Genomic DNA, 18,127 nt, shown 5'->3' on the forward strand with positions numbered 1-18,127 from the left:
ATATGCCGAGAGTCAACGACCAGCCGCCGAACGATCGTTGATCACCTTAGGGGTAATGAAGATCAGCAGTTCAGTCTTGTTGTTGGCGCGCCGCTTGGTCTTGAACAGATTGCCGAGATAGGGAATGTCTCCCAGGAACGGAACCTTCGTCACATCGTCCCGTTCGTCCTGCGTAAAGATGCCCCCAATGACGACCGTCCCACCGTTCTCGACCAACACTTGGGTGCGCACATGCTTAGTGTTGATCGCCAGCCCTGCAGCAGTCGTTCGACCCACGCTGTCCTTGTTGACGTCCACATCCAGGATCACATTGCCTTCGGGCGTGATCTGCGGCAGCACCTCGAGCTTGAGATTCGCCTTGCGGAACATGAGGGCGGTCGCGCCGCTGGAAGTGGCCGTTTGATATGGGAGCTCCTCGCCTTGCTCAATCAGAGCCTTCACCTGGTCAGCGGTGATCACGCGGGGGCTCGACACGATCCGCCCCTTGCCGTCCGCCTCGAGCGCTGAAAGCTCCAGGTTCAGGAAGCGGTTGGCCGCGGCACTGAACAAGGACAAGGCGAAGCTACTCGCGCTGTAGTCGTTGAAGCCACCAGAGGGCAGGTTCACAAATTGGGTATTGCTGTAGTCAATGTCATTGATGTCGACTTGACCGTTGCTGGCCCCAACCGACTCCAGGTCGCCACCGATCGCCGCCCGATTGTTGCCACCAATGCTGTATCCCGGCACACCGCCTCGCACCCCGCGCAAGTCGCTCGCTCCCAGCCGAACGCCGAGCTGACGGCCGAATGAATCGCCGGCCTCCACAATCCGCGCCTCAATGAGCACTTGACGAACCGGAATGTCGATCTTGACGATCATGCCCTGGATCTCTTCGAGCTTCGATGGCGTGTCGGTCACGAAGAGCTGATTGGTGCGCGACTCCGAGATCACGCTGCCACGAGTTGACAAGATGCGGGTCGCGGCACCGGCGCCGCCGCCAGCGGACTGGCCCGACAGCCCCTTGGCAACGTCTTCCGCCTTGGTGTAGTTCAGTTGGAACGACTGGGTACGCAACGGCTCAAGCTGGGCAACTTGCGCTTTGGATTCAAGTTCCGCGCGTTCCTTCGACGCCAGTTCTTCCTTCGGAGCGATCAAGATCACGTTGCCCGACTTGCGAAGGCCCAGGCCTTTGGCTTGAAGGATGATGTCAAGCGCTTGATCCCACGGCACGTCCTTGAGACGCAGGGTGACGTTGCCCGTCACCGTATCGCTCGTCACAACGTTGAAGTTCGTGAAGTCAGCAATCACCTGGAGCAGTGCGCGCACCTCGATGTTCTGGAAGTTGAGGGACAGCTTCTCACCAGAGTAGCCCGGCCCTTGGACGAGCTTGTTCGGGTCGACCTTCTGCGCGCGCACTTCAACGACGAACTGGTTGTCGGTCTGGTAGGCGCTGTGCTCCCACGCACCACGCGGCTCGATCACCATGCGGACGCGATCGCCGCTCTGGAATGTTGAGACCGAGTTCACCGGCGTGCCGAAGTCGGTCACATCCAGGCGACGACGGAGGCTTTCGGGCAGACTGGAGCGGAGGAATTCGACAACAAGATTTTGACCCTGTTGACGAATGTCCACTCCCACCTGGCTGTTGGACAAATCAACGACAACGCGACCGGCTCCGTCCGCGCCACGACGGAAATCCACGTTCTTCAGCGGAAGCTGAGCCTGATTTTGATTCTCCGCAAATCGGACGGGCTCAGTGGCGGCCACAGCAGCAGTGGCCACAGGAGCGGGACCGCCCTGGGCGGTCGGCGCATCGACGAACACGAGGAGAACCTTGCCTTGCAGTTGCGCACGATAGTTCGCCGCCTGCTTCAGGTTCAAGACGAGTCGCGTCCGACTGCCGCCCTGCGCCACATTGATCGACCGGACATTGCCCTGGTTGATCTCGACGGACGATTTGCCGATGGCGTTCGTCACGCCGGGCAGATCGAGTGCAATGCGCGGCGGCGTCTGCACGGTGAAGCCGGCCGGCACGGCGGCCAGCGGTTCTGAAAGTTCGATCCGAACCATCTCCGAACCGCCTTGCGACGTGGCATTGACGGATTGGATTGCGTTTTCGGCCCAGGCCGAGAACGTTGCCCCGACAAGGACCACCAGGGCCGCTGCGCGTACCCGCCACTGACTCACCATCTGATTCTCCTGCATGCTCTTCATCGCGCCTTCTCCTGAAGTTGGAGGGAGCTGATGCGCTCGATCCATTCGCCTGCCGCGTCCTGAACGACTTCCCGGTACGTCACTTCGGTTTCAGTGATCGACTGGATCTTTCCGTAGTTCTGGCCGATGTACTCGCCAACCTTGACCTGGTACAGCAGCTTGTTCACCTGCAGCAGCGCGTGCTGCCGACCTTGCTTGGTGACGCTGCCCACCATCACCATGCTGTCCACCGGATAGGCCTCTAGCGGCTCCTTGCGGCGATTGACTTCACCGGCGAGCAGTGAATTCACCTGCCGCGCTTCCTGCTTGAGGGCCACGCTCAGCTTCTGGTTGCTGAACGGTTCCACGGAGGTGGCCACCAGATAGGGCTGCGGGTCAAACTTCTTGGGCGGGGACAACGGCGTCACGTTCGGTTTAACCTCGCGGCGCTGCTGGTCCATCCAGCCCTGCAACTCGTCCTGGGCGTCGCCACAGGCGACCAGGGCGCTGGCGCTGAAGACGACCGCCGCAATGCGAACGCCGTGACCCAGTGGATTCCAGTTCATTTCTTGGCCCCTTGCTTGGTGCCTTGCTTGGCCTTCGAACCAGCCTTCTTGTCGCCGGCCCTTTGCTGCATCACCTCGTCGCTGTCGAGGTAGCGGTATGTTCGGGCCGTGGTCTCCATCGTCAGGACACCGGTTGAATCCTTGGCATCCTTAGGCGCAGTGATCGTAAGGTTGTGTAGCGTCACAATGCGGGACAAGTTGGAGACATCGGCGGCGAAGGCGCCAATGTCGTGGTAGCGGCCCGAGACCCGCACAGAAATGGGCAGCTCGGCGTAATAGTCCTTGACCAGGACTTGGCCCGGACGGAACAGTTCGAACTGGAGTCCGCGTCCGATGCCGGCTTGGTTGATATCGGAAAGCAGCGCGTCCATTTCAGCCTTGCCCGGTAGCTGCTTCTCCAATTGCGTGACGTACTCCTCAACCTGGAGCTTTTGCTTGCGCAACTCTTCCAGGTTGACCGCCTGAGTGAGCTTGCTCCGGTAGTCGGCCTTAAGGACCGGCTCACGGGCACGCTCGGATTCGAGCTCGTCGTTGGCGCCTGAAAGCACGGCAAACCATGCAAGACCCACAATGAGGGCGGCGACGAAGGCCCAAACCGCAATGCGCGGCAGCAGCGGCCATTGGCCAGGTTCGTTGGGGTTCAGACCCTTGAACTGGGAGGCGGCTGCCCCGAAGACCGAGTTCAGGTCGATGTTTGCAGATTTCGCTAGCGATGCCATGGGGACCCCGTGTTCAAGGCTTCCGCGCCGGCTTCGCCGACGTCGGCTGCGACGCCGCAGCGGCCGATGCCTCTGCCTGAGGACGCTTGATGCTGACGCGCATCGAGAAGTCGTACAGGCGACGAACTTCGCGGCTGGCCCCTTGGACCGTCGCGACCTTGATCTCGACCAACTCGGGACGGGTCAACCACTCGGAGTTGTTGCCGGTATTGCGAAGTAGTTCGGAGACACGCTCATTCGTTTGGGCCACGCCAGTGAGCGTCAGCACCTGACCATCCTGCTTGACAGCCGTGTAGTAGATGCCCTCGGGCGTCTGCTTGACGAGCTCATTCAGCATGTGGACCGGAATGTTGCGGTCGGTCTGGAGGTCTTCGACCGCTTGCTGCCGCGCCTTGAGCGCGTCGATCTCGGCACGAAGGGTGGCGACGTCCTTGATTTCGGCTTCAAGCTTGCGAATCTCTGCCGCGAGGAAGCTGTTCCTCTCTTGTTGCGATGAGATCATCTGTTGCAGGACCACGTACCACAAGGTCGCCACTACGACGCCGACCGCGGCCGCGAGGCCCAGGCCCAGGAAGAAGGCCGCCTTGCGCCGCTTGCGCTTTTCCTCCCGGTGCGGGAGCAGGTTGATCAGAATCACTGCAGGAACCTCCGCATGGCCAGGCCGCATGCAGTCAGGTAGGAGGGAGCCTCCCGACGCAGTTTGCTTTCACGCACAGCGGAACCGAGCTTCATGTTCTCGAACGGATTCACCACCATCGAGGCGAAGCCGGTCAGCTCCGTCACACGGTCCTTGAGACCCGGCAGCGTGGCCGTGCCACCTGCCAGCATCACGTAGTGCACCTTGTGGTGCGGCGTGCTGGTGAAGAAATACTGGAGCGCCCGGCCGATCTCCTGCGACAGGCTGTCGACGAAGGGGGCCAGGATGGAAGACTCGTAGTCTTCAGGCAACTCGGCCGACAGCTTCTTCTGCTCGGCCTCTTCGAAGGAGAAGCCGTACTGCCGCGAGATCAGCTGCGTGAGCTGCGAGCCCCCGAAGGCCTGGTCGCGGTCGTACAGCATCTCGTCGTCGCGCAGCACCTTGAGGCTGGTGGTGTCGGCACCGATCTCGAACAAGGCGACGAGGGCATCCTTGCCTTCGTTGGGCAGCGACTCGATGAGACGACCCATGGCGAGTCGGGACGCGTGGGACTCGATGTCGAGCACCATCGGCTTCAGACCCGCGGCTTCGGCAAGCCCCTGGCGGTCCTGCACGCGGTCCTTGCGGGAGGCGGCGATGAGCACCTCCACATCACCGACGGACGTGGGGCTCGGGCCGATGACGGAGAAGTCGAGACTCACCTCGTCGAGCGAGAAGGGGATGTACTGGTTGGCTTCGGCCTCGACCTGCAGTTCGAGCTCCTGCTCGCGCAAGCCGGCCGGCAACATGATCTTCTTGGTGATCACAGCCGACTGGGGCATGGCCAGCACGACCTGCTTGGTCTTGGTGCCGCTCTTGGCAACGACGCGACGGACCGCCTCGGCGACCTCGTCGAACTTTTCGATCTGACCGTCGGTGATCCAGCCTTTTTCAAAGCTCTCGGCAGCGAAACGTTCCAGGACGTAGTCGCCGGAAGCGGTCTGGCCGAGCTCGACCAGCTTGACGCTGGAGGAGCTGATATCCAGCCCGATCATGGCCGGATGCTTGCGGCCTAACAAGATGTCTAGGAAGCTCACGAAGGCATCTCCCAGGGCGCAAAAAACAAGCGCTGGATTGTTAAGAAGTTACTTCAATGCTAGCAGTAAACCCTTTGTGCAACAAAGAAATTTCCTTTTCTTGCATCTCATCTGCGTGGCGAAACGCACACTAAAAAAACGGTCAAAAAATGTCACATGAGGGTCCGCCAAGCGGCCTTTCCGGGTTGTCCCGAAGCCGCCCGCTGACGACCCGTTAAGCAGTTCACACTTTGCGGCAAGCGTCGCGGAGGCGGTTCATATAATCAAGGCGACCCTAGTTGGAGTTTCATGAGCGAATCCACCCGCGCGACGCAGAACAACGCAACCTCTTCCCCCGGGCCGAAGGTGTCTGGCGGCCCCCGATGGCTCCGCTGGGCCGGTCGTGTCGCCCTCTGGTGTGCCGGAACCGTGGCGGCCGGCACATTCGCCGTACTCCTGCTGGCGGGCGTCGCCCTCGCCGTTGCCTATCCTCATCTGCCGCAGATCAGCGGCCTCGTGGACTACCGGCCGAAGCTGCCGATGCGCATCTACTCGGCCGACGATGTGCTGCTGGGTGAGTTCGGCGAAGAGCGCCGCAGCTTCACGCCGATCGGCCAGGTGCCCAAGATCATGAAGGACGCGGTGCTCGCCATCGAGGACGCCCGGTTCTACGAGCACAGCGGGGTGGACTACAAGGGTGTACTGCGCGCCGGCCTGGCCCATCTGGGCGATGCCCGCAGCCAGGGTGCCTCCACGATCACCATGCAGGTGGCGCGGAACTTCTACCTCTCCACCGAGAAGACGTTCACCCGCAAGATCTACGAGGTTCTGCTGGCACTCAAGATCGAGACGCAGCTGACCAAGGACCAGATCCTCGAGGTCTACATGAACCAGATCTACCTGGGGCAGCGCGCCTACGGATTCGCGGCGGCCAGCGAGATCTACTTTGGCAAGCCGCTGCAGTCTCTGACCATTGCCGAGGCCGCCATGCTGGCCGGCCTGCCGAAGGCGCCCTCCAACTACAACCCGGTCAACAATCCGCGTCGCGCAACCATCCGCCAGCTGTACATCATCGATCGGATGCTGGAGAACGGCTTCATCACGCCTGAGCAGCATCAGGAGGCTCGCGGCCAGCGCCTCACGTACCGTGCGCCCTCCGAGGTGGCAGTCCATGCCGAGTACGTTGCGGAGGCCGCCCGCCAGATGCTCTACGCGCAGTACGGCGAAGACGCCTACAGCCGCGGCTTGAACGTCCACCTCACCATTCGCGCGGCCGAGCAGAACATCGCCTACCGCGCGCTGCGCAAGGGCATCCTGGAGTACGAGCGCCGCCAGTTCTACCGGGGCCCGGAGGCCTACATCGACCTGCCTGCCAACGCGCGCGACCTCGACGCCCGCGTCGCCGAGGCACTGGTCGACCACCCGGACAACGACGAACTGCGGTCCGGCGTCGCACTCGAGGTCTCTCCTCGCAAGGTGGTCGCCATGCTGCAGAACGGTGAAACGGTCACCGTCACGGGCGAGGGCCTGAAGCCGGTCGCGTCCGGACTGTCGGAGAAGGCAGGCCCGAAGATCCGCATCCGGCCGGGCGCGGTCATCCGGGTGGTGAAGGGCGCCAAGGGGGACTGGTCAGTGACACAGCTTCCCGAAGTCGAGGGAGCGTTCGTCGCGCTCGACCCGCGCACGGGCGCCATCCGGGCGATGGTGGGCGGCTTTGACTACGCGAAGAACAAGTTCAACCACGTGACACAGGCGTGGCGGCAACCCGGCTCCAGCTTCAAGCCGTTCATCTACTCCGCATCGCTGGAAAAGGGCTTCACCCCGGCCACGGTGATCAACGATGCACCGCTGTTCTTCAACGCCGGCACCACGGGCAGCCAGCCCTGGGAACCCAAGAACTATGACGGAACCTTCGACGGTCCCATGTCGATGCGGCGTGGCCTGGCGAAGTCGAAGAACATGATTTCCATCCGCATCCTGCAGTCGATCGAGCCGGCCTTTGCGCAGGACTGGATCACCCGCTTCGGATTCGATGCGGACAAGCATCCGCCCTACCTGACCATGGCGCTGGGTGCGGGGTCCGTCACTCCGTTGCAGATGGCAACCGGCTACGGCGTGTTTGCCAACGGCGGCCACCGCCTGGATCCCTTCCTCATCAGCAAGGTCACGGACGCAAAGGGCAAGCTGCTGACCGAGGCTCGTTCGCAGGCCCTGGACGACAACAATCGTGCGATCGACGCCCGCAATGCGTTCGTCATGACGAGCCTGCTTCAGGAAGTGACACGCTCGGGCACCGCTGCACGAGCCCAGGGCACTCTCAAGCGCCCTGACATCTACGGGAAGACCGGCACCACCAACGATTCACTGGACGCCTGGTTCGTCGGCTACCAGCGCAACGTGGTCGCTGCCGTGTGGATCGGTTACGACACCCCGCGCAAGCTGGGTGCCCGCGAAACCGGCGGCGGGCTGGCCCTGCCCGTGTGGATCGACTTCATGGTCCCGACCCTCAAGGGCGTTCCGGTCGAAGAGCCCAGCGCACCGTCAGGCCTGGTCAATCTCGGGGGCGAGTGGTACTACGAGGAGTACACCCATGGTGCCGGCATCAGCAGCCTGGGCCTGGACGACAAGTTGCCCGTGGCGCCCAGCGAGGAAGAGAAGAAGGGCATCCTCGATCTGTTCAAGAACTGAGCCGCATGTCAGGCCCGGCGCGCTGGCACTCAGCGCCCGGTTGCGTGCAGGAAATCGACCGGACGACCAGTGGGCCTTCACTGCCCAAGCTGCGTCACGACGTCGTCGGAAACTGCAACGGCTGGCCGCACTGCTCGCTCGCGCACCGGGACAGGGCCGCAAACAGTTCCTCCCCGTTGCGGTCCAGCCAGCGCCCGTTCACATGCTTGTAGTGGTAGCCGCCCGACCGGGCGGCGAGCCACAGTTCGTGCAACGGCGGCTGGGTGTTCAGGACCAGATGACTGCCGTTGGGCAACGACAGCTCCAGCAGTCCGCCGGTGCGATGGCTATCGATGTCGACGACGTCATCCTGGAGCCATTGGTCGACCGTCGCCTCGACGGAGGCGAGCACTTCACCGGCAAGCGCATGGAACTCGGCATCGGTGAGCGGTGTGGGGACGATGTCAGCAGTCATGGGGCCGGTAGAATTGAGGGATGTTGCAACAGCATTCCAGTGTAGCGGCGCGCCTGCTGACGATGCTTCGAGTGGGTCCTTTGCTTCTTGCCATCGCCGTCAGCGGTTGTGGGCAGAAGGGGCCTCTGTCGCTCAAGGCCGGCCAGCAGTTGCAGCGCCCACCCTCCCGTCCTGTCACCTCCCCTGCCGCGCCACCCGCGATGTCACCGACCGACTCGCCGGCAACGGCACCCATTCCCGCCGCACCGGCCACCCCTGCACCGGTGGTCGATGCAGCCTCCCCTGCGCGCTGAACTGATCATCATGACGCTCCCCGGCTCACCTCACCTGGCCTATCGCGGCCCGCAGCTCTTTGTAGAGGGTCGCTCGCTGAACGGATTGGCCAGCGAATTCGGCACGCCCTTGTACGTCTACTCGAAGGCCGCCATGCTGGACGCGCTTGCCGCTTACCAGCGCGCACTCTCCGGTCGCGACCACCTGGTGTGCTATGCCGTGAAGGCCAATTCGAACCTCGCCGTCCTGCAGGTCTTTGCCCAGGCCGGCTGTGGATTCGACATCGTCTCCTCGGGCGAATTGCACCGCGTACTGGCGGCTGGAGGGAAACCCGAGAAAGTCGTGTTCTCCGGCATCGGGAAGACCCGGGCGGAGATGCGCCACGCGCTCGAGGTGGGTGTGCTGTGCTTCAACGTCGAGAGTGAGTCGGAACTTGAAGTGCTGTCCGGGGTGGCCACCGAGCTCGGCCGCGTCGCCCGGGTGAGCCTGCGCGTGAATCCGGATGTCGATGCGGGAACGCACCCGTACATCTCCACCGGGCTGAAGGGCAACAAGTTCGGGATCGCCCACGAGCGTGCCGTGGCGACCTATCGCCGCGCAGCCGGCCTTTCCGGCCTCGAGGTGGTGGGCATCGACTGCCACATCGGTTCGCAGATCACGGACACCACGCCCTACCTGGACGCGCTCGACCGGGTGCTCGACTTGGTCGAGGCCGTCGAGGCGCAAGGCGTGCCGATCCACCACCTGGACCTCGGCGGTGGGTTGGGCATCACCTACACCGACGAGGTGCCGCCTTCGGCCGAGGTGCTGGTTCGCCAGCTGCTCGCGCGCATCGACGGTCGAGGTCATGGCCACCGCAAGGTGGTGTTCGAGCCCGGGCGTTCGCTGGTCGGCAACGCAGGCGTCCTGGTCACTGAAGTCCTCTACCTCAAACCGGGTGAGCAGAAAAACTTCTGCATCGTCGATGCGGCCATGAACGATCTGGCCCGCCCGGCGATGTACGAAGCGTACATGGGCATCGTGCCCTGCGCCCGCCGGGACATGCCGGCGACGCGGCTCGACGTCGTGGGTCCTGTGTGTGAATCCGGCGACTGGCTCGGGCGGGACCGCGATCTGGCGGTTGTGCCAGGTGACCATGTGGCCGTGCTGTCCGCCGGCGCCTATGGCATGAGCATGGCCAGCAACTACAACAGCCGCGGTCGCGCGGCCGAAGTCCTCGTCTCGGGTGAGCAGGCGTGGCTGGTTCGTGAACGCGAAGACGCAAGCGCACTGTTCAAGGGCGAGCACCTGATCACCTGACGGAGCCGCAGCGACACTCGGTCAGTCCCGTCCCTCCTCGACGGCATGGCAGGCGACCCACGTGACGCCGACAGGTCGAAAGGCCGGGCGTTCAACGCGACAGCGTTCGGTAGCGAGCGCACACCGCGGATGGAACGGACAGCCAGGCGGAACCGCCGCCGCTTGATGCATCTCGGCAACGGGGACTTCCGGCTCGCCGGGGCGGAAATCCAGGTCGGGCACGGCATCGAGCAACAGGCGGGTGTACGGGTGGCGCGGGCGCTCGAACAAGGCTTCAACAGGCGCTCGCTCCACCAGGTGTCCGAGGTACATCACGCCGACCTCGTCGCTCATGTGGCGCACAACGGCAAGGTTGTGAGAAATGAAGAGGCATGCCATGCCGCGTGCCTGCTGCACATCCTTGATCACGTTCAGGACCTGAGCCTGCACCGAGACATCGAGTGCGGAGGTGGGCTCGTCGCAGACCAGGAAGGCCGGCTCGGTGGCAAGCGCCCTGGCGATGGAGATGCGCTGACGCTGACCGCCTGAGAAGGCGTGCGGATAGCGGGCCGCATCCGCCGGAGAGAGCCCGACCGCCGTCAGCAACTCGGCGACCCTGGAGGCCGCTTCTGCAGCCGAGCGCACCCGGCGCAGCACATGCAGGGGTTCGGCCACGATCGCGCCAACCACCCAGCGCGGGTTCAGGCTCGCGAACGGATCCTGGAAGACCATCTGCACCTGTCCACGATGGCGAGGGGACAGCGTGTTGCCATCGATGCGGACTTCGCCCGCGCTGGCAGACTGCAGCCCGACCATCATCCGGCCCACGGTCGTCTTGCCGCTACCCGATTCGCCCACGAGCCCGAAACAGCGCCCCCGCTCCACGGTGAACGACACCTGGTCGACCGCCACCAGTTCGCGCGGTCGCGCCGACCGCGACCAGTCGCCCCACCTGCTGCTCGTGGCAAACCGCTTGACCAGGCCGATCGCTTCGGCAACTTGCCCGCTCATGCGGATTTCTCCCGTCGATGCAGCCAGCAGGCGGCCCGGGTCTGGCCCGCCTCCAGCAGATCCGGCCGCTCCACGTCACACGGACCGAACGCGTCGGGGCAGCGGGGATGGAACGCGCATCCGGGAGGAATCGCGTCGAGGCGCGGCATCGTCCCGTCGATCTGCTGAAGGCGTTTTCGACGCACCTTCGTGCTCGGAATGGCCGCCATCAGGCCCCGCGTGTACGGGTGTGCCGGTGCTTGCACGACGCTGCGCACAGGCCCGATCTCGACCACGCGGCCCGAGTACATGACGGCGACCCGGTCACAGGCCTGAGCGATGACGCCCATGTCGTGCGTGATGAGGATGACGGCGAGCCCCCGTTCGCCGCACAGCCGCTTCAGCAACAAAATGACCTGGGACTGCACGGACACGTCAAGTGCCGTGGTCGGCTCATCGGCGATGATCAACTGGGGTTGAGCCGCGAGGGCGAGCGCAATGACCACCCGCTGGCGCATGCCGCCCGAGAACTGATGCGGATACTGATCGAGCCGCGCCTCGGCGTCCGCAATGCCCGTCTCCTGCAGGAGTTCGGCAGCGCGCAGACGCGCCTGCCGGGCGCTGAGGGGCAGATGCATGCGGAGTGTCTCGACCAGCTGCTGCCCGACCGTGAAGAGCGGATCCAACGCGGTCAGCGGGTCCTGGAAGATCGCTCCGATGTGCCGTCCTCGCAGTGCGATCATGCCGTCACCCCGGAGATCGACCATCTGGCCATCGAACTGCATCCGGCCCGCCGAGACGCGCCCCGGTGGATCGATGAGGCCGAGCAGCGCCGCGCCGGTGAGTGACTTGCCGGCGCCAGACTCTCCGACGACGCCGAGGATCTCTCCGGCACCGATCGTGAAGGAGACATTGTCCAATGCGGTCAGGATCGATCCGTCAACGCGGAACTCCACCCGAAGCCCCTCCACCGCCAACAAGGGTTGACTCATCGGAGCCTCGGGTTCAAGGCGTCGCGCAACGCATCGCCCACGACGTTGATGCAGAGCACGAGGAGCACGAGCACCGCGCCGGGAAAGAGGGCGATCCACCAATCGCCCGACAGGAGCAGCTCGTTGCCGATGCGAATGAGGGTGCCGAGCGAGGGCGAAGTCGATGGCACGCCGACCCCGAGGAAGGACAGCGTCGCCTCGATCAGGATCGCGGTGCCGAACTGCAAGGTGGCCAGCACCATCACGGGTCCCATCACGTTGGGCAGGAGGTGGCGTCGGATGATGCCGAGCGAGCCCACGCCAATGAGGCGGGCTGCGGCGATGTAGTCCTTCTCACGCTCCACAAGCGTTGAAGCTCTCGTCGTGCGGGCGTACTGCACCCAACCTGTCATCGCGATCGCGATCACGAGCACCACGACTGCCACGGCGTCGTGCCCGCCGGGCACGAGCATCCTTCCGATGCCGTCCACCAGCAGGGCGACCAGGATGGGAGGGAAGGACAGCATCACATCGCAAGCCCGCATCACGAGCGCGTCGAGCAGCCCGCCGCAATAGCCGGCAATGACCCCCAACGTGACGCCGACCAGGAGCGACACCGTTACGGAGGCGACACCGACGATCAGCGACACCCGCAACCCGTACATGATGGATGCCAGCACGTCGCGCCCCTGCCCATCGGTTCCCAGCACGTGACGCCACTCTCCAGCCTCGATCCAGCCCGGTGGCAGACGGGCACTCAGCAGGTCCAGCGTCTCGAGGTCGAAGGGGCGGTGCGGCGTCAGCACAGGCGCAAGCAACGCGGCCAGCATCAACAGGGCGAGCACGACCACGGCGAGCACCACCGATGGCGACCGCAGCATGCGTTCGCCGGCTTGCGCCCGCCAGGAGGAAGACGAATAGGACACGCTCATCGACGATGCGCTCCGCCCTTGAGGCGTGGGTCGATGGCAAAGTAGATCAAGTCGACGGTGGTGTTGATGAGCACGAAGACAAGGGCGATCAGGCACAGGTACGCGGCCAGGACCGGCACATCGGCGAAGTTCACGGCCTGAATGAAGAGTTGCCCCATGCCCGGCCATTGAAAGACCGTCTCCGTGACGATGGAGAACGCAATCAACGAGCCCAACTGGAGGCCGATGACCGTGACGACCGGAACGAGGGTGTTGCGCAGTGCGTGGGTGAAGTAGACGATGCGATTCGAAAGGCCCCTGGCTCGGGCGAAGCGGATGAAGTCCGACCTCAGCACCTCGAGCATCTCGGCGCGGACCAAGCGCACGATCAACGCAATCTGGAATAGCGACAGCGTCACGGAAGGCAGCAAGAGGTGTCGCCAGCCATCCAGGGTCAGCAGGCCCGTACTCCAACCATGAATGCTGACGGTTTCCCCTCGTCCGAAGCTCGGCAGCCAGGGCAGCACCACCGAAAAGGCATAGATGAGCAGGATGCCGATGAGGAAGGTGGGCAGCGACACGCCAAGCAGGGAGGCGCCCATCGCAGCGTGCGCACCCCAGCTGCCACGCCGCAATGCCACCCAGACCCCCAACGGAATGCCGACGCCGATGGCGAGCAGCGAAGCGATCAGCGCCAGTTCGAGCGTTGCGGGGAGCCGCTCTGCAAACAATGCGGCGACCGAGCGGCCTTGCCGCAGACTCAGCCCGAACTCCCCCTGAAGCGCGTTGCCGACGAATCGGGCGAACTGGATCGGGAACGCACGGTCAAGCCCCAGATCGGCACGGAGCTGTTCGCGCTGCGCCGCGGAGGCCTCCTGGCCGACCATCTGCGCCACGGGATCGCCCACGAACTGGAAGAGCAGGAAGGCCAGGAACGCCACGGTGAGCAGCACCATGGCGCTCTCCATCAGGCGTCTGATCAGGAAACTGCGCATCGCGCGATGATAGGTCCATGGAAGGAACGCTCGCATGGCACGCTTCATCGGACGACGTCGAACCCCGTGAAAACGCAGGTCGGCAGAGCCCACGTCGTGCGAGCAGATCTGTCGCCCCATAAATGGAAAGGCCCGCGGCTTTCGCCGCGGGCCTGACGTCTTGCAGGGCAGGCTGCCAACTGGCAACCGAGGCCGCTGGCGAATCGCCAGTGACTTCGATCAGAAGTTGTGCTGGAGGCCGATGTCGTAGCCGATCTTCTCCGGATCGCCGGCCGGCGTCGTGGCCTTGCTGTCATGCGCCACGTCGACGAACAACTTGGTGCGCTTCGACAGGTTGTGGTGGTAGCCGAGGCCGGTGCGCTGGTTCAGCTTGACGCCGCCGATCTTCAGGTCGGCGTAGCCGATCTTGATGTCGCCCGTTCCCACAGCAATGTTGGCGCCCACGAGGTAGCCGCGAACCTTGTTGTTGGTCGGCGTATTGCGCTTGCCTTCAGCCACACCGCCGCTGAGCGTCACCGTACCGAAGGTGTAGCGCGCGCCGACGTTCAGCAGTTCGTCTTCGACACCCGTCGGGTCTTCGTAGGCGATGCCGACCCAGAACGGGCCGCCCTGGTACGAACCAGCGACGCTGTACGGACGGTCAGCACCGGTTGCCTCGGCGATGTCGGCCGAGAAGGTGAAGCCCGAGGCGGTCAGTGCGTACTTGACCGAGTCGGCCACGCGGATCTGCCCAGGAGCGCCGGCGGCCGGAGCGCCTGCAGCGTGGCCCATGCCGATGTCGCGCAGCTTGGCAACCGTCTCACCGGCGAACGGGTCGATCTGGTTCTGCACGGTCAGGAACGACGACGTGTACTGACGACCGAGCGTCAGGGCGCCGTAGGGAGTGCGCAGGCCGACGAACGAGAAGCCTTCCCAGAACCGGGTGGTGGTGGCAGCAACCGGGGCAGCGCCGCCGCCGTAGTTGCCGGTGTCAGGTGCGAAGCGATGTTCGAAAGCGAACAGCGCGCCCATGCCGCCGCCCAGGTCCTCATAGCCGCGGAAAGCGATCCGGCTGCCGGCCGTGTCGAACACTTGCTTGTCCTTGGTGCCGATCGGCTTGCCAACAGCCTGGTCGATCTTGCCGAAGATGGTGACCGACGACTGCGCCGAAGCGGCACCCGCGAATGCGCCGAGCACGACCAGAGCGAGAAGGGATTTTTTCATTGCGACTATCTCCATGAGTTTTGAACAAGAGGTCCCGATCCGGGCTTCGGCACATACAAGCCGATCGGGCCGAACTCCTCAGCGGAAGTTGCCTTATTGCACCAGACCGCCTCCTCGCTTGCCAAGTTAGTGTTGCCCCTCAGCAACGAGCATTTACGCCTATTGGCGCCCCATTTGGCCCTCTTTGGCGCGCAAATACAGGGTTTTCTCTGAGATGCCTCGGGTATCCTCGGGGGTCATGAGTACCGCTTCGCAAGACCTTCGCCACCATTCATCGCTGGACCGCTGGCTCATCGCCGCCGACAACGCACTGCGGACGCTGTCCGGTGCCGGACGCGCCGCCGAGCCCGCTCCGCCCAGCATGCAGAGTGGCTCAGCCACGGCCCTGTCCGATGAAGAGCGACGCCTTTCGGGCTCACTGATGCGGGTGAATCACGTCGGTGAGGTTTGCGCCCAGGCGCTCTACAACGCACAGGCGCTCACCGCACGCGACGCGGGGTTGCGCGGCCAGTTCGATGCGGCCGGCCGTGAAGAAACCAACCACCTGGCCTGGACCGAGTCCCGGCTGCACGATCTGGGCGACCGGCCGAGCCTGCTCAACCCGCTGTGGTACGCGGGCGCCTTTGGCATTGGCTGGCTGGCGGGGAAAGCCGGCCCGCGCTGGAGCCTCGGGTTCGTCGTGGAAACCGAGCGCCAGGTCGAAGCCCACCTTGCCTCCCACATGACGCGCCTGCCGGTCGCGGACCTGACATCACGGGCCATCGTGGCGCGAATGAAGGACGATGAAGCTCGCCATGCCGACGAAGCCGAATCAGCTGGCGGTCATGCGTTGCCAAAGCCCGTGCAGCTGCTCATGCGCTTTGCAGCGAAGGTGATGACCACGACCGCGCAGCGCATCTGACCAGGCGCGACCGACGCGGCCACTGGGTCAGGCCTGAATCACTTCGTGGCTGGTGGTGATCTCGGCCGTCTTGGCCAGCATGATGCTGGCCGAACAGTACTTCTCGTGGGACATCTGGACGGCGCGCTGGACAGCGGCGTCAGGCAGGTCCTTGCCTGTGACCGTGAAATGCATGTGAATCTTGGTGAACACCTTCGGGTCCACGCTCGCGCGCTCGGACGTCAGCTTGACCTGGCAGCCACGGACGTCGTGTCGCCCGCGCTTCAGGATGAGGACGACGTCATAGGCCGTGCAACCACCGGTACCGGCAAGCACCGTCTCCATCGGGCGCGGCGCCAGATCGCGGCCGCCTCCGTCGGGCGCGCCGTCCATCATCAGCACATGACCGCTGCCGGTCTCCGCGACGAACCCCATGCCGCTGGCTGCAAGCCAGTTGATCGTGCATTCCATGCGTGTTCCTGTGAACGAAAAAAGCATCCCGGCCTCCATGCGAGCCGAGCGAAAAACCTGCCAACTCCCGCGAAACTGGCGTCGAAATACCCCCGAACGGGTTATTGCGACGCAACATGTCAAGTATTACACTTCCGCCATGGATGTTAAGTTGAACGTGAACATCCGCCGATTGTCTCCTCCACCTCCTCCATTGGTGGATTCAGCCCAAGGCAGCAATGCCTTGGGCTTTTTTTCGGCTGCCGTATGATCCGGCGCCCCGTTCGCTGCAGGAGAATCCCATGGCCGGCTCAGCCCGCCCCTCGAAGTCACCTCGCGCTTCGACCGATAGCCGATCCAAACCGCTCGGGTTGCCCGATTACCTGCAGAAGATCCTGACGGCCCAGGTCTACGACGTCGCCCGCGAAACCGCACTCGACGTGGCGCCAAAACTGTCGAAGCGCCTCGGCAACCAGATCCTGCTGAAACGCGAAGACACGCAGCCGGTCTTCAGTTTCAAGCTCCGCGGCGCGTACAACATGATGCGGCAACTGAGTCTTGCCCAGCTCAAGCGCGGCGTCATCTGCGCCTCGGCCGGAAACCACGCACAAGGCGTGGCGCTGAGCGCGCGCCACCTCGGCTGCACCTCAGTCATCGTGATGCCGGTCACCACGCCTGAACTCAAGGTCGAGGCGGTGAAGGCGCTTGGCGGCGAAGTGGTGCTTCACGGCGAGAGCTACTCCGATGCCTACCAGCATGCGCTCGATCTGGAGCGACGCCGCGGGCTCACGTTCGTGCATCCCTTCGACGATCCCGAAGTGATCGCGGGCCAGGGCACGGTCGCGCTCGAGATCCTGCGCCAGCATCCCGGGCCCATCGACGCGGTCTTCGTGGCCATCGGCGGCGGGGGGCTGGTGTCCGGCGTGGCCGCCTACATCAAGTCCGTGCGTCCGGAGATCAAGGTCATCGGCGTGCAGACGACGGACTCCGACGCCATGGTGCGCTCCGTGGACGCCGGCAAGCGAGTCACGCTGAACGACGTCGGCCTGTTCTCGGACGGCACTGCAGTCAAGCTGGTCGGCGAGGAGACCTTCCGCCTCACCCGCACCTTGGTGGACGAGTTCATCCGCGTCGACACCGATGCGGCATGCGCCGCCATCAAGGACATCTTCGACGACACGCGCAGCATCGTCGAGCCGGCCGGTGCGCTGGGTGTGGCCGCCATCAAGCAGTACGTCGAGCAGCACAAGGTCCGTGACCAGACCTTCGTCGCCATTGCCTGCGGCGCGAACATGAACTTCGACCGGCTTCGCTTCGTCGCCGAGCGCGCCGAGATCGGCGAGGAGCGCGAGGCTCTTTTCGCGATCACGATTCCCGAAGAGCGAGGGAGCTTCCGCCGCCTCTGCGAACTGATCGGCGACCGTAGCGTGACCGAGTTCAACTACCGCATTTCCGACGAGAAGGAAGCGCATGTCTTCGTCGGCCTGGCCATCCGCGGCCGCAACGAATCGGCGAAGCTCGCGCGCAGCTTCACCCGCCATGGCTTCACTGCGGTCGACCTCAGTGACGACGAACTCGCGCACCTGCATGTGCGCCACATGGTCGGTGGTCGCTCGGAACTGGCCCGGGACGAACGCCTCTACCGTTTCGTGTTCCCCGAACGCCCTGGCGCACTCATGCGCTTTCTCTCCCACATGCATCCGAACTGGAACATCAGCCTGTTCCATTACCGGAACCAGGGGGCTGACTATGGTCGCACCCTGATAGGCCTTCAGGTCCCGCGGGGCGAGCGCAGGGCGTTCACCGAGTTCCTGAAGACGCTGGCATACCCCTGCGTGGACGAGACCGATAATCCCGTCTACCGCTTGTTCCTGCGCTGAACCGA

16 protein-coding genes are annotated in these 18,127 nt (G+C 64.1%); 4 read left to right on the plus strand and 12 right to left on the minus strand.

The window, feature by feature from the left end:
- Positions 1-12 precede the first annotated feature (12 nt).
- The 5 genes from pilQ to ACSQ2F_RS15740 are packed head-to-tail and all read right to left on the minus strand — an operon-like array spanning position 13 to position 5,128.
- Entirely contained in the window at positions 13-2,193 is a 2,181-nt protein-coding gene (gene pilQ / locus ACSQ2F_RS15720; protein WP_436024442.1) for a type IV pilus secretin PilQ, read from the minus strand.
- Positions 2,190-2,738 (minus strand): pilus assembly protein PilP, encoded by a 549-nt coding sequence (locus ACSQ2F_RS15725; protein WP_436024444.1) that lies wholly within the window; start codon positions 2,736-2,738, stop codon positions 2,190-2,192. Before ACSQ2F_RS15725 ends, pilQ begins: the two co-directional genes overlap by 4 nt.
- Positions 2,735-3,457, minus strand: a complete 723-nt coding sequence (locus ACSQ2F_RS15730) for a type 4a pilus biogenesis protein PilO (protein WP_436024446.1) — start codon at positions 3,455-3,457, stop codon at positions 2,735-2,737. Before ACSQ2F_RS15730 ends, ACSQ2F_RS15725 begins: the two co-directional genes overlap by 4 nt.
- Positions 3,458-3,470: 13 nt before the next feature.
- On the minus strand, positions 3,471-4,094 hold the full coding sequence (locus tag ACSQ2F_RS15735; protein WP_436024448.1) for a PilN domain-containing protein: 624 nt from the start codon (positions 4,092-4,094) through the stop codon (positions 3,471-3,473).
- Positions 4,091-5,128 carry a pilus assembly protein PilM gene (locus ACSQ2F_RS15740; RefSeq protein WP_436024450.1) on the minus strand — a complete coding sequence of 346 codons (1,038 nt, stop codon included), beginning with the start codon at positions 5,126-5,128 and terminating at the stop codon, positions 4,091-4,093. Before ACSQ2F_RS15740 ends, ACSQ2F_RS15735 begins: the two co-directional genes overlap by 4 nt.
- Before the next feature lie 330 nt (positions 5,129-5,458).
- Between ACSQ2F_RS15740 and ACSQ2F_RS15745 the strand changes: the two genes are divergently transcribed.
- On the plus strand, positions 5,459-7,837 hold the full coding sequence (locus ACSQ2F_RS15745; RefSeq protein WP_436024452.1) for a penicillin-binding protein 1A: 2,379 nt from the start codon (positions 5,459-5,461) through the stop codon (positions 7,835-7,837).
- A gap of 94 nt (positions 7,838-7,931) precedes the next feature.
- On the opposite strand, the gene cyaY is transcribed toward ACSQ2F_RS15745, so the two are convergent.
- A complete protein-coding gene (cyaY, locus tag ACSQ2F_RS15750) occupies positions 7,932-8,291 on the minus strand; it encodes an iron donor protein CyaY (protein WP_436024454.1) in 360 nt (119 codons plus the stop codon).
- 303 nt (positions 8,292-8,594) lie between these two features.
- Here cyaY and lysA point away from each other — a divergent pair, with 303 nt between their 5' ends.
- Positions 8,595-9,863 (plus strand): diaminopimelate decarboxylase, encoded by a 1,269-nt coding sequence (gene lysA, locus ACSQ2F_RS15755; protein WP_436026843.1) that lies wholly within the window; start codon positions 8,595-8,597, stop codon positions 9,861-9,863.
- A gap of 21 nt (positions 9,864-9,884) precedes the next feature.
- Here the strand turns inward: lysA and ACSQ2F_RS15760 are convergent, their stop codons facing one another.
- The 5 genes from ACSQ2F_RS15760 to ACSQ2F_RS15780 all read right to left on the minus strand — a co-directional run bounded on the left by ACSQ2F_RS15760 (position 9,885) and on the right by ACSQ2F_RS15780 (position 14,912).
- Positions 9,885-10,853 carry an ABC transporter ATP-binding protein gene (locus ACSQ2F_RS15760; protein ID WP_436024456.1) on the minus strand — a complete coding sequence of 323 codons (969 nt, stop codon included), beginning with the start codon at positions 10,851-10,853 and terminating at the stop codon, positions 9,885-9,887.
- Positions 10,850-11,824, minus strand: a complete 975-nt coding sequence (locus ACSQ2F_RS15765) for an ABC transporter ATP-binding protein (protein WP_436024458.1) — start codon at positions 11,822-11,824, stop codon at positions 10,850-10,852. Before ACSQ2F_RS15765 ends, ACSQ2F_RS15760 begins: the two co-directional genes overlap by 4 nt.
- Complete coding sequence (locus ACSQ2F_RS15770) at positions 11,821-12,735, minus strand: ABC transporter permease (RefSeq protein WP_436024460.1); 915 nt, start codon at positions 12,733-12,735, stop codon at positions 11,821-11,823. Before ACSQ2F_RS15770 ends, ACSQ2F_RS15765 begins: the two co-directional genes overlap by 4 nt.
- Positions 12,732-13,709 carry an ABC transporter permease gene (locus ACSQ2F_RS15775; protein WP_436026845.1) on the minus strand — a complete coding sequence of 326 codons (978 nt, stop codon included), beginning with the start codon at positions 13,707-13,709 and terminating at the stop codon, positions 12,732-12,734. Before ACSQ2F_RS15775 ends, ACSQ2F_RS15770 begins: the two co-directional genes overlap by 4 nt.
- Before the next feature lie 219 nt (positions 13,710-13,928).
- Entirely contained in the window at positions 13,929-14,912 is a 984-nt protein-coding gene (locus ACSQ2F_RS15780) for a porin (RefSeq protein WP_436024462.1), read from the minus strand.
- A gap of 238 nt (positions 14,913-15,150) precedes the next feature.
- On the opposite strand from ACSQ2F_RS15780, the gene coq7 reads away from it, so the two are divergent.
- Positions 15,151-15,813, plus strand: a complete 663-nt coding sequence (gene coq7 / locus ACSQ2F_RS15785) for a 2-polyprenyl-3-methyl-6-methoxy-1,4-benzoquinone monooxygenase (RefSeq protein WP_436024464.1) — start codon at positions 15,151-15,153, stop codon at positions 15,811-15,813.
- Between the two features lie 27 nt (positions 15,814-15,840).
- On the opposite strand, the gene ACSQ2F_RS15790 is transcribed toward coq7, so the two are convergent.
- Positions 15,841-16,263 (minus strand): OsmC family protein, encoded by a 423-nt coding sequence (locus tag ACSQ2F_RS15790; RefSeq protein ID WP_436024466.1) that lies wholly within the window; start codon positions 16,261-16,263, stop codon positions 15,841-15,843.
- 281 nt (positions 16,264-16,544) lie between these two features.
- Here ACSQ2F_RS15790 and ilvA point away from each other — a divergent pair, with 281 nt between their 5' ends.
- On the plus strand, positions 16,545-18,122 hold the full coding sequence (ilvA, locus tag ACSQ2F_RS15795; RefSeq protein ID WP_436024468.1) for a threonine ammonia-lyase, biosynthetic: 1,578 nt from the start codon (positions 16,545-16,547) through the stop codon (positions 18,120-18,122).
- Positions 18,123-18,127 lie beyond the last annotated feature (5 nt).

It is taken from the genome of Rhizobacter sp. LjRoot28, from assembly GCF_964253025.1.
Classification (GTDB): Bacteria; Pseudomonadota; Gammaproteobacteria; order Burkholderiales; family Burkholderiaceae_C; genus Rhizobacter.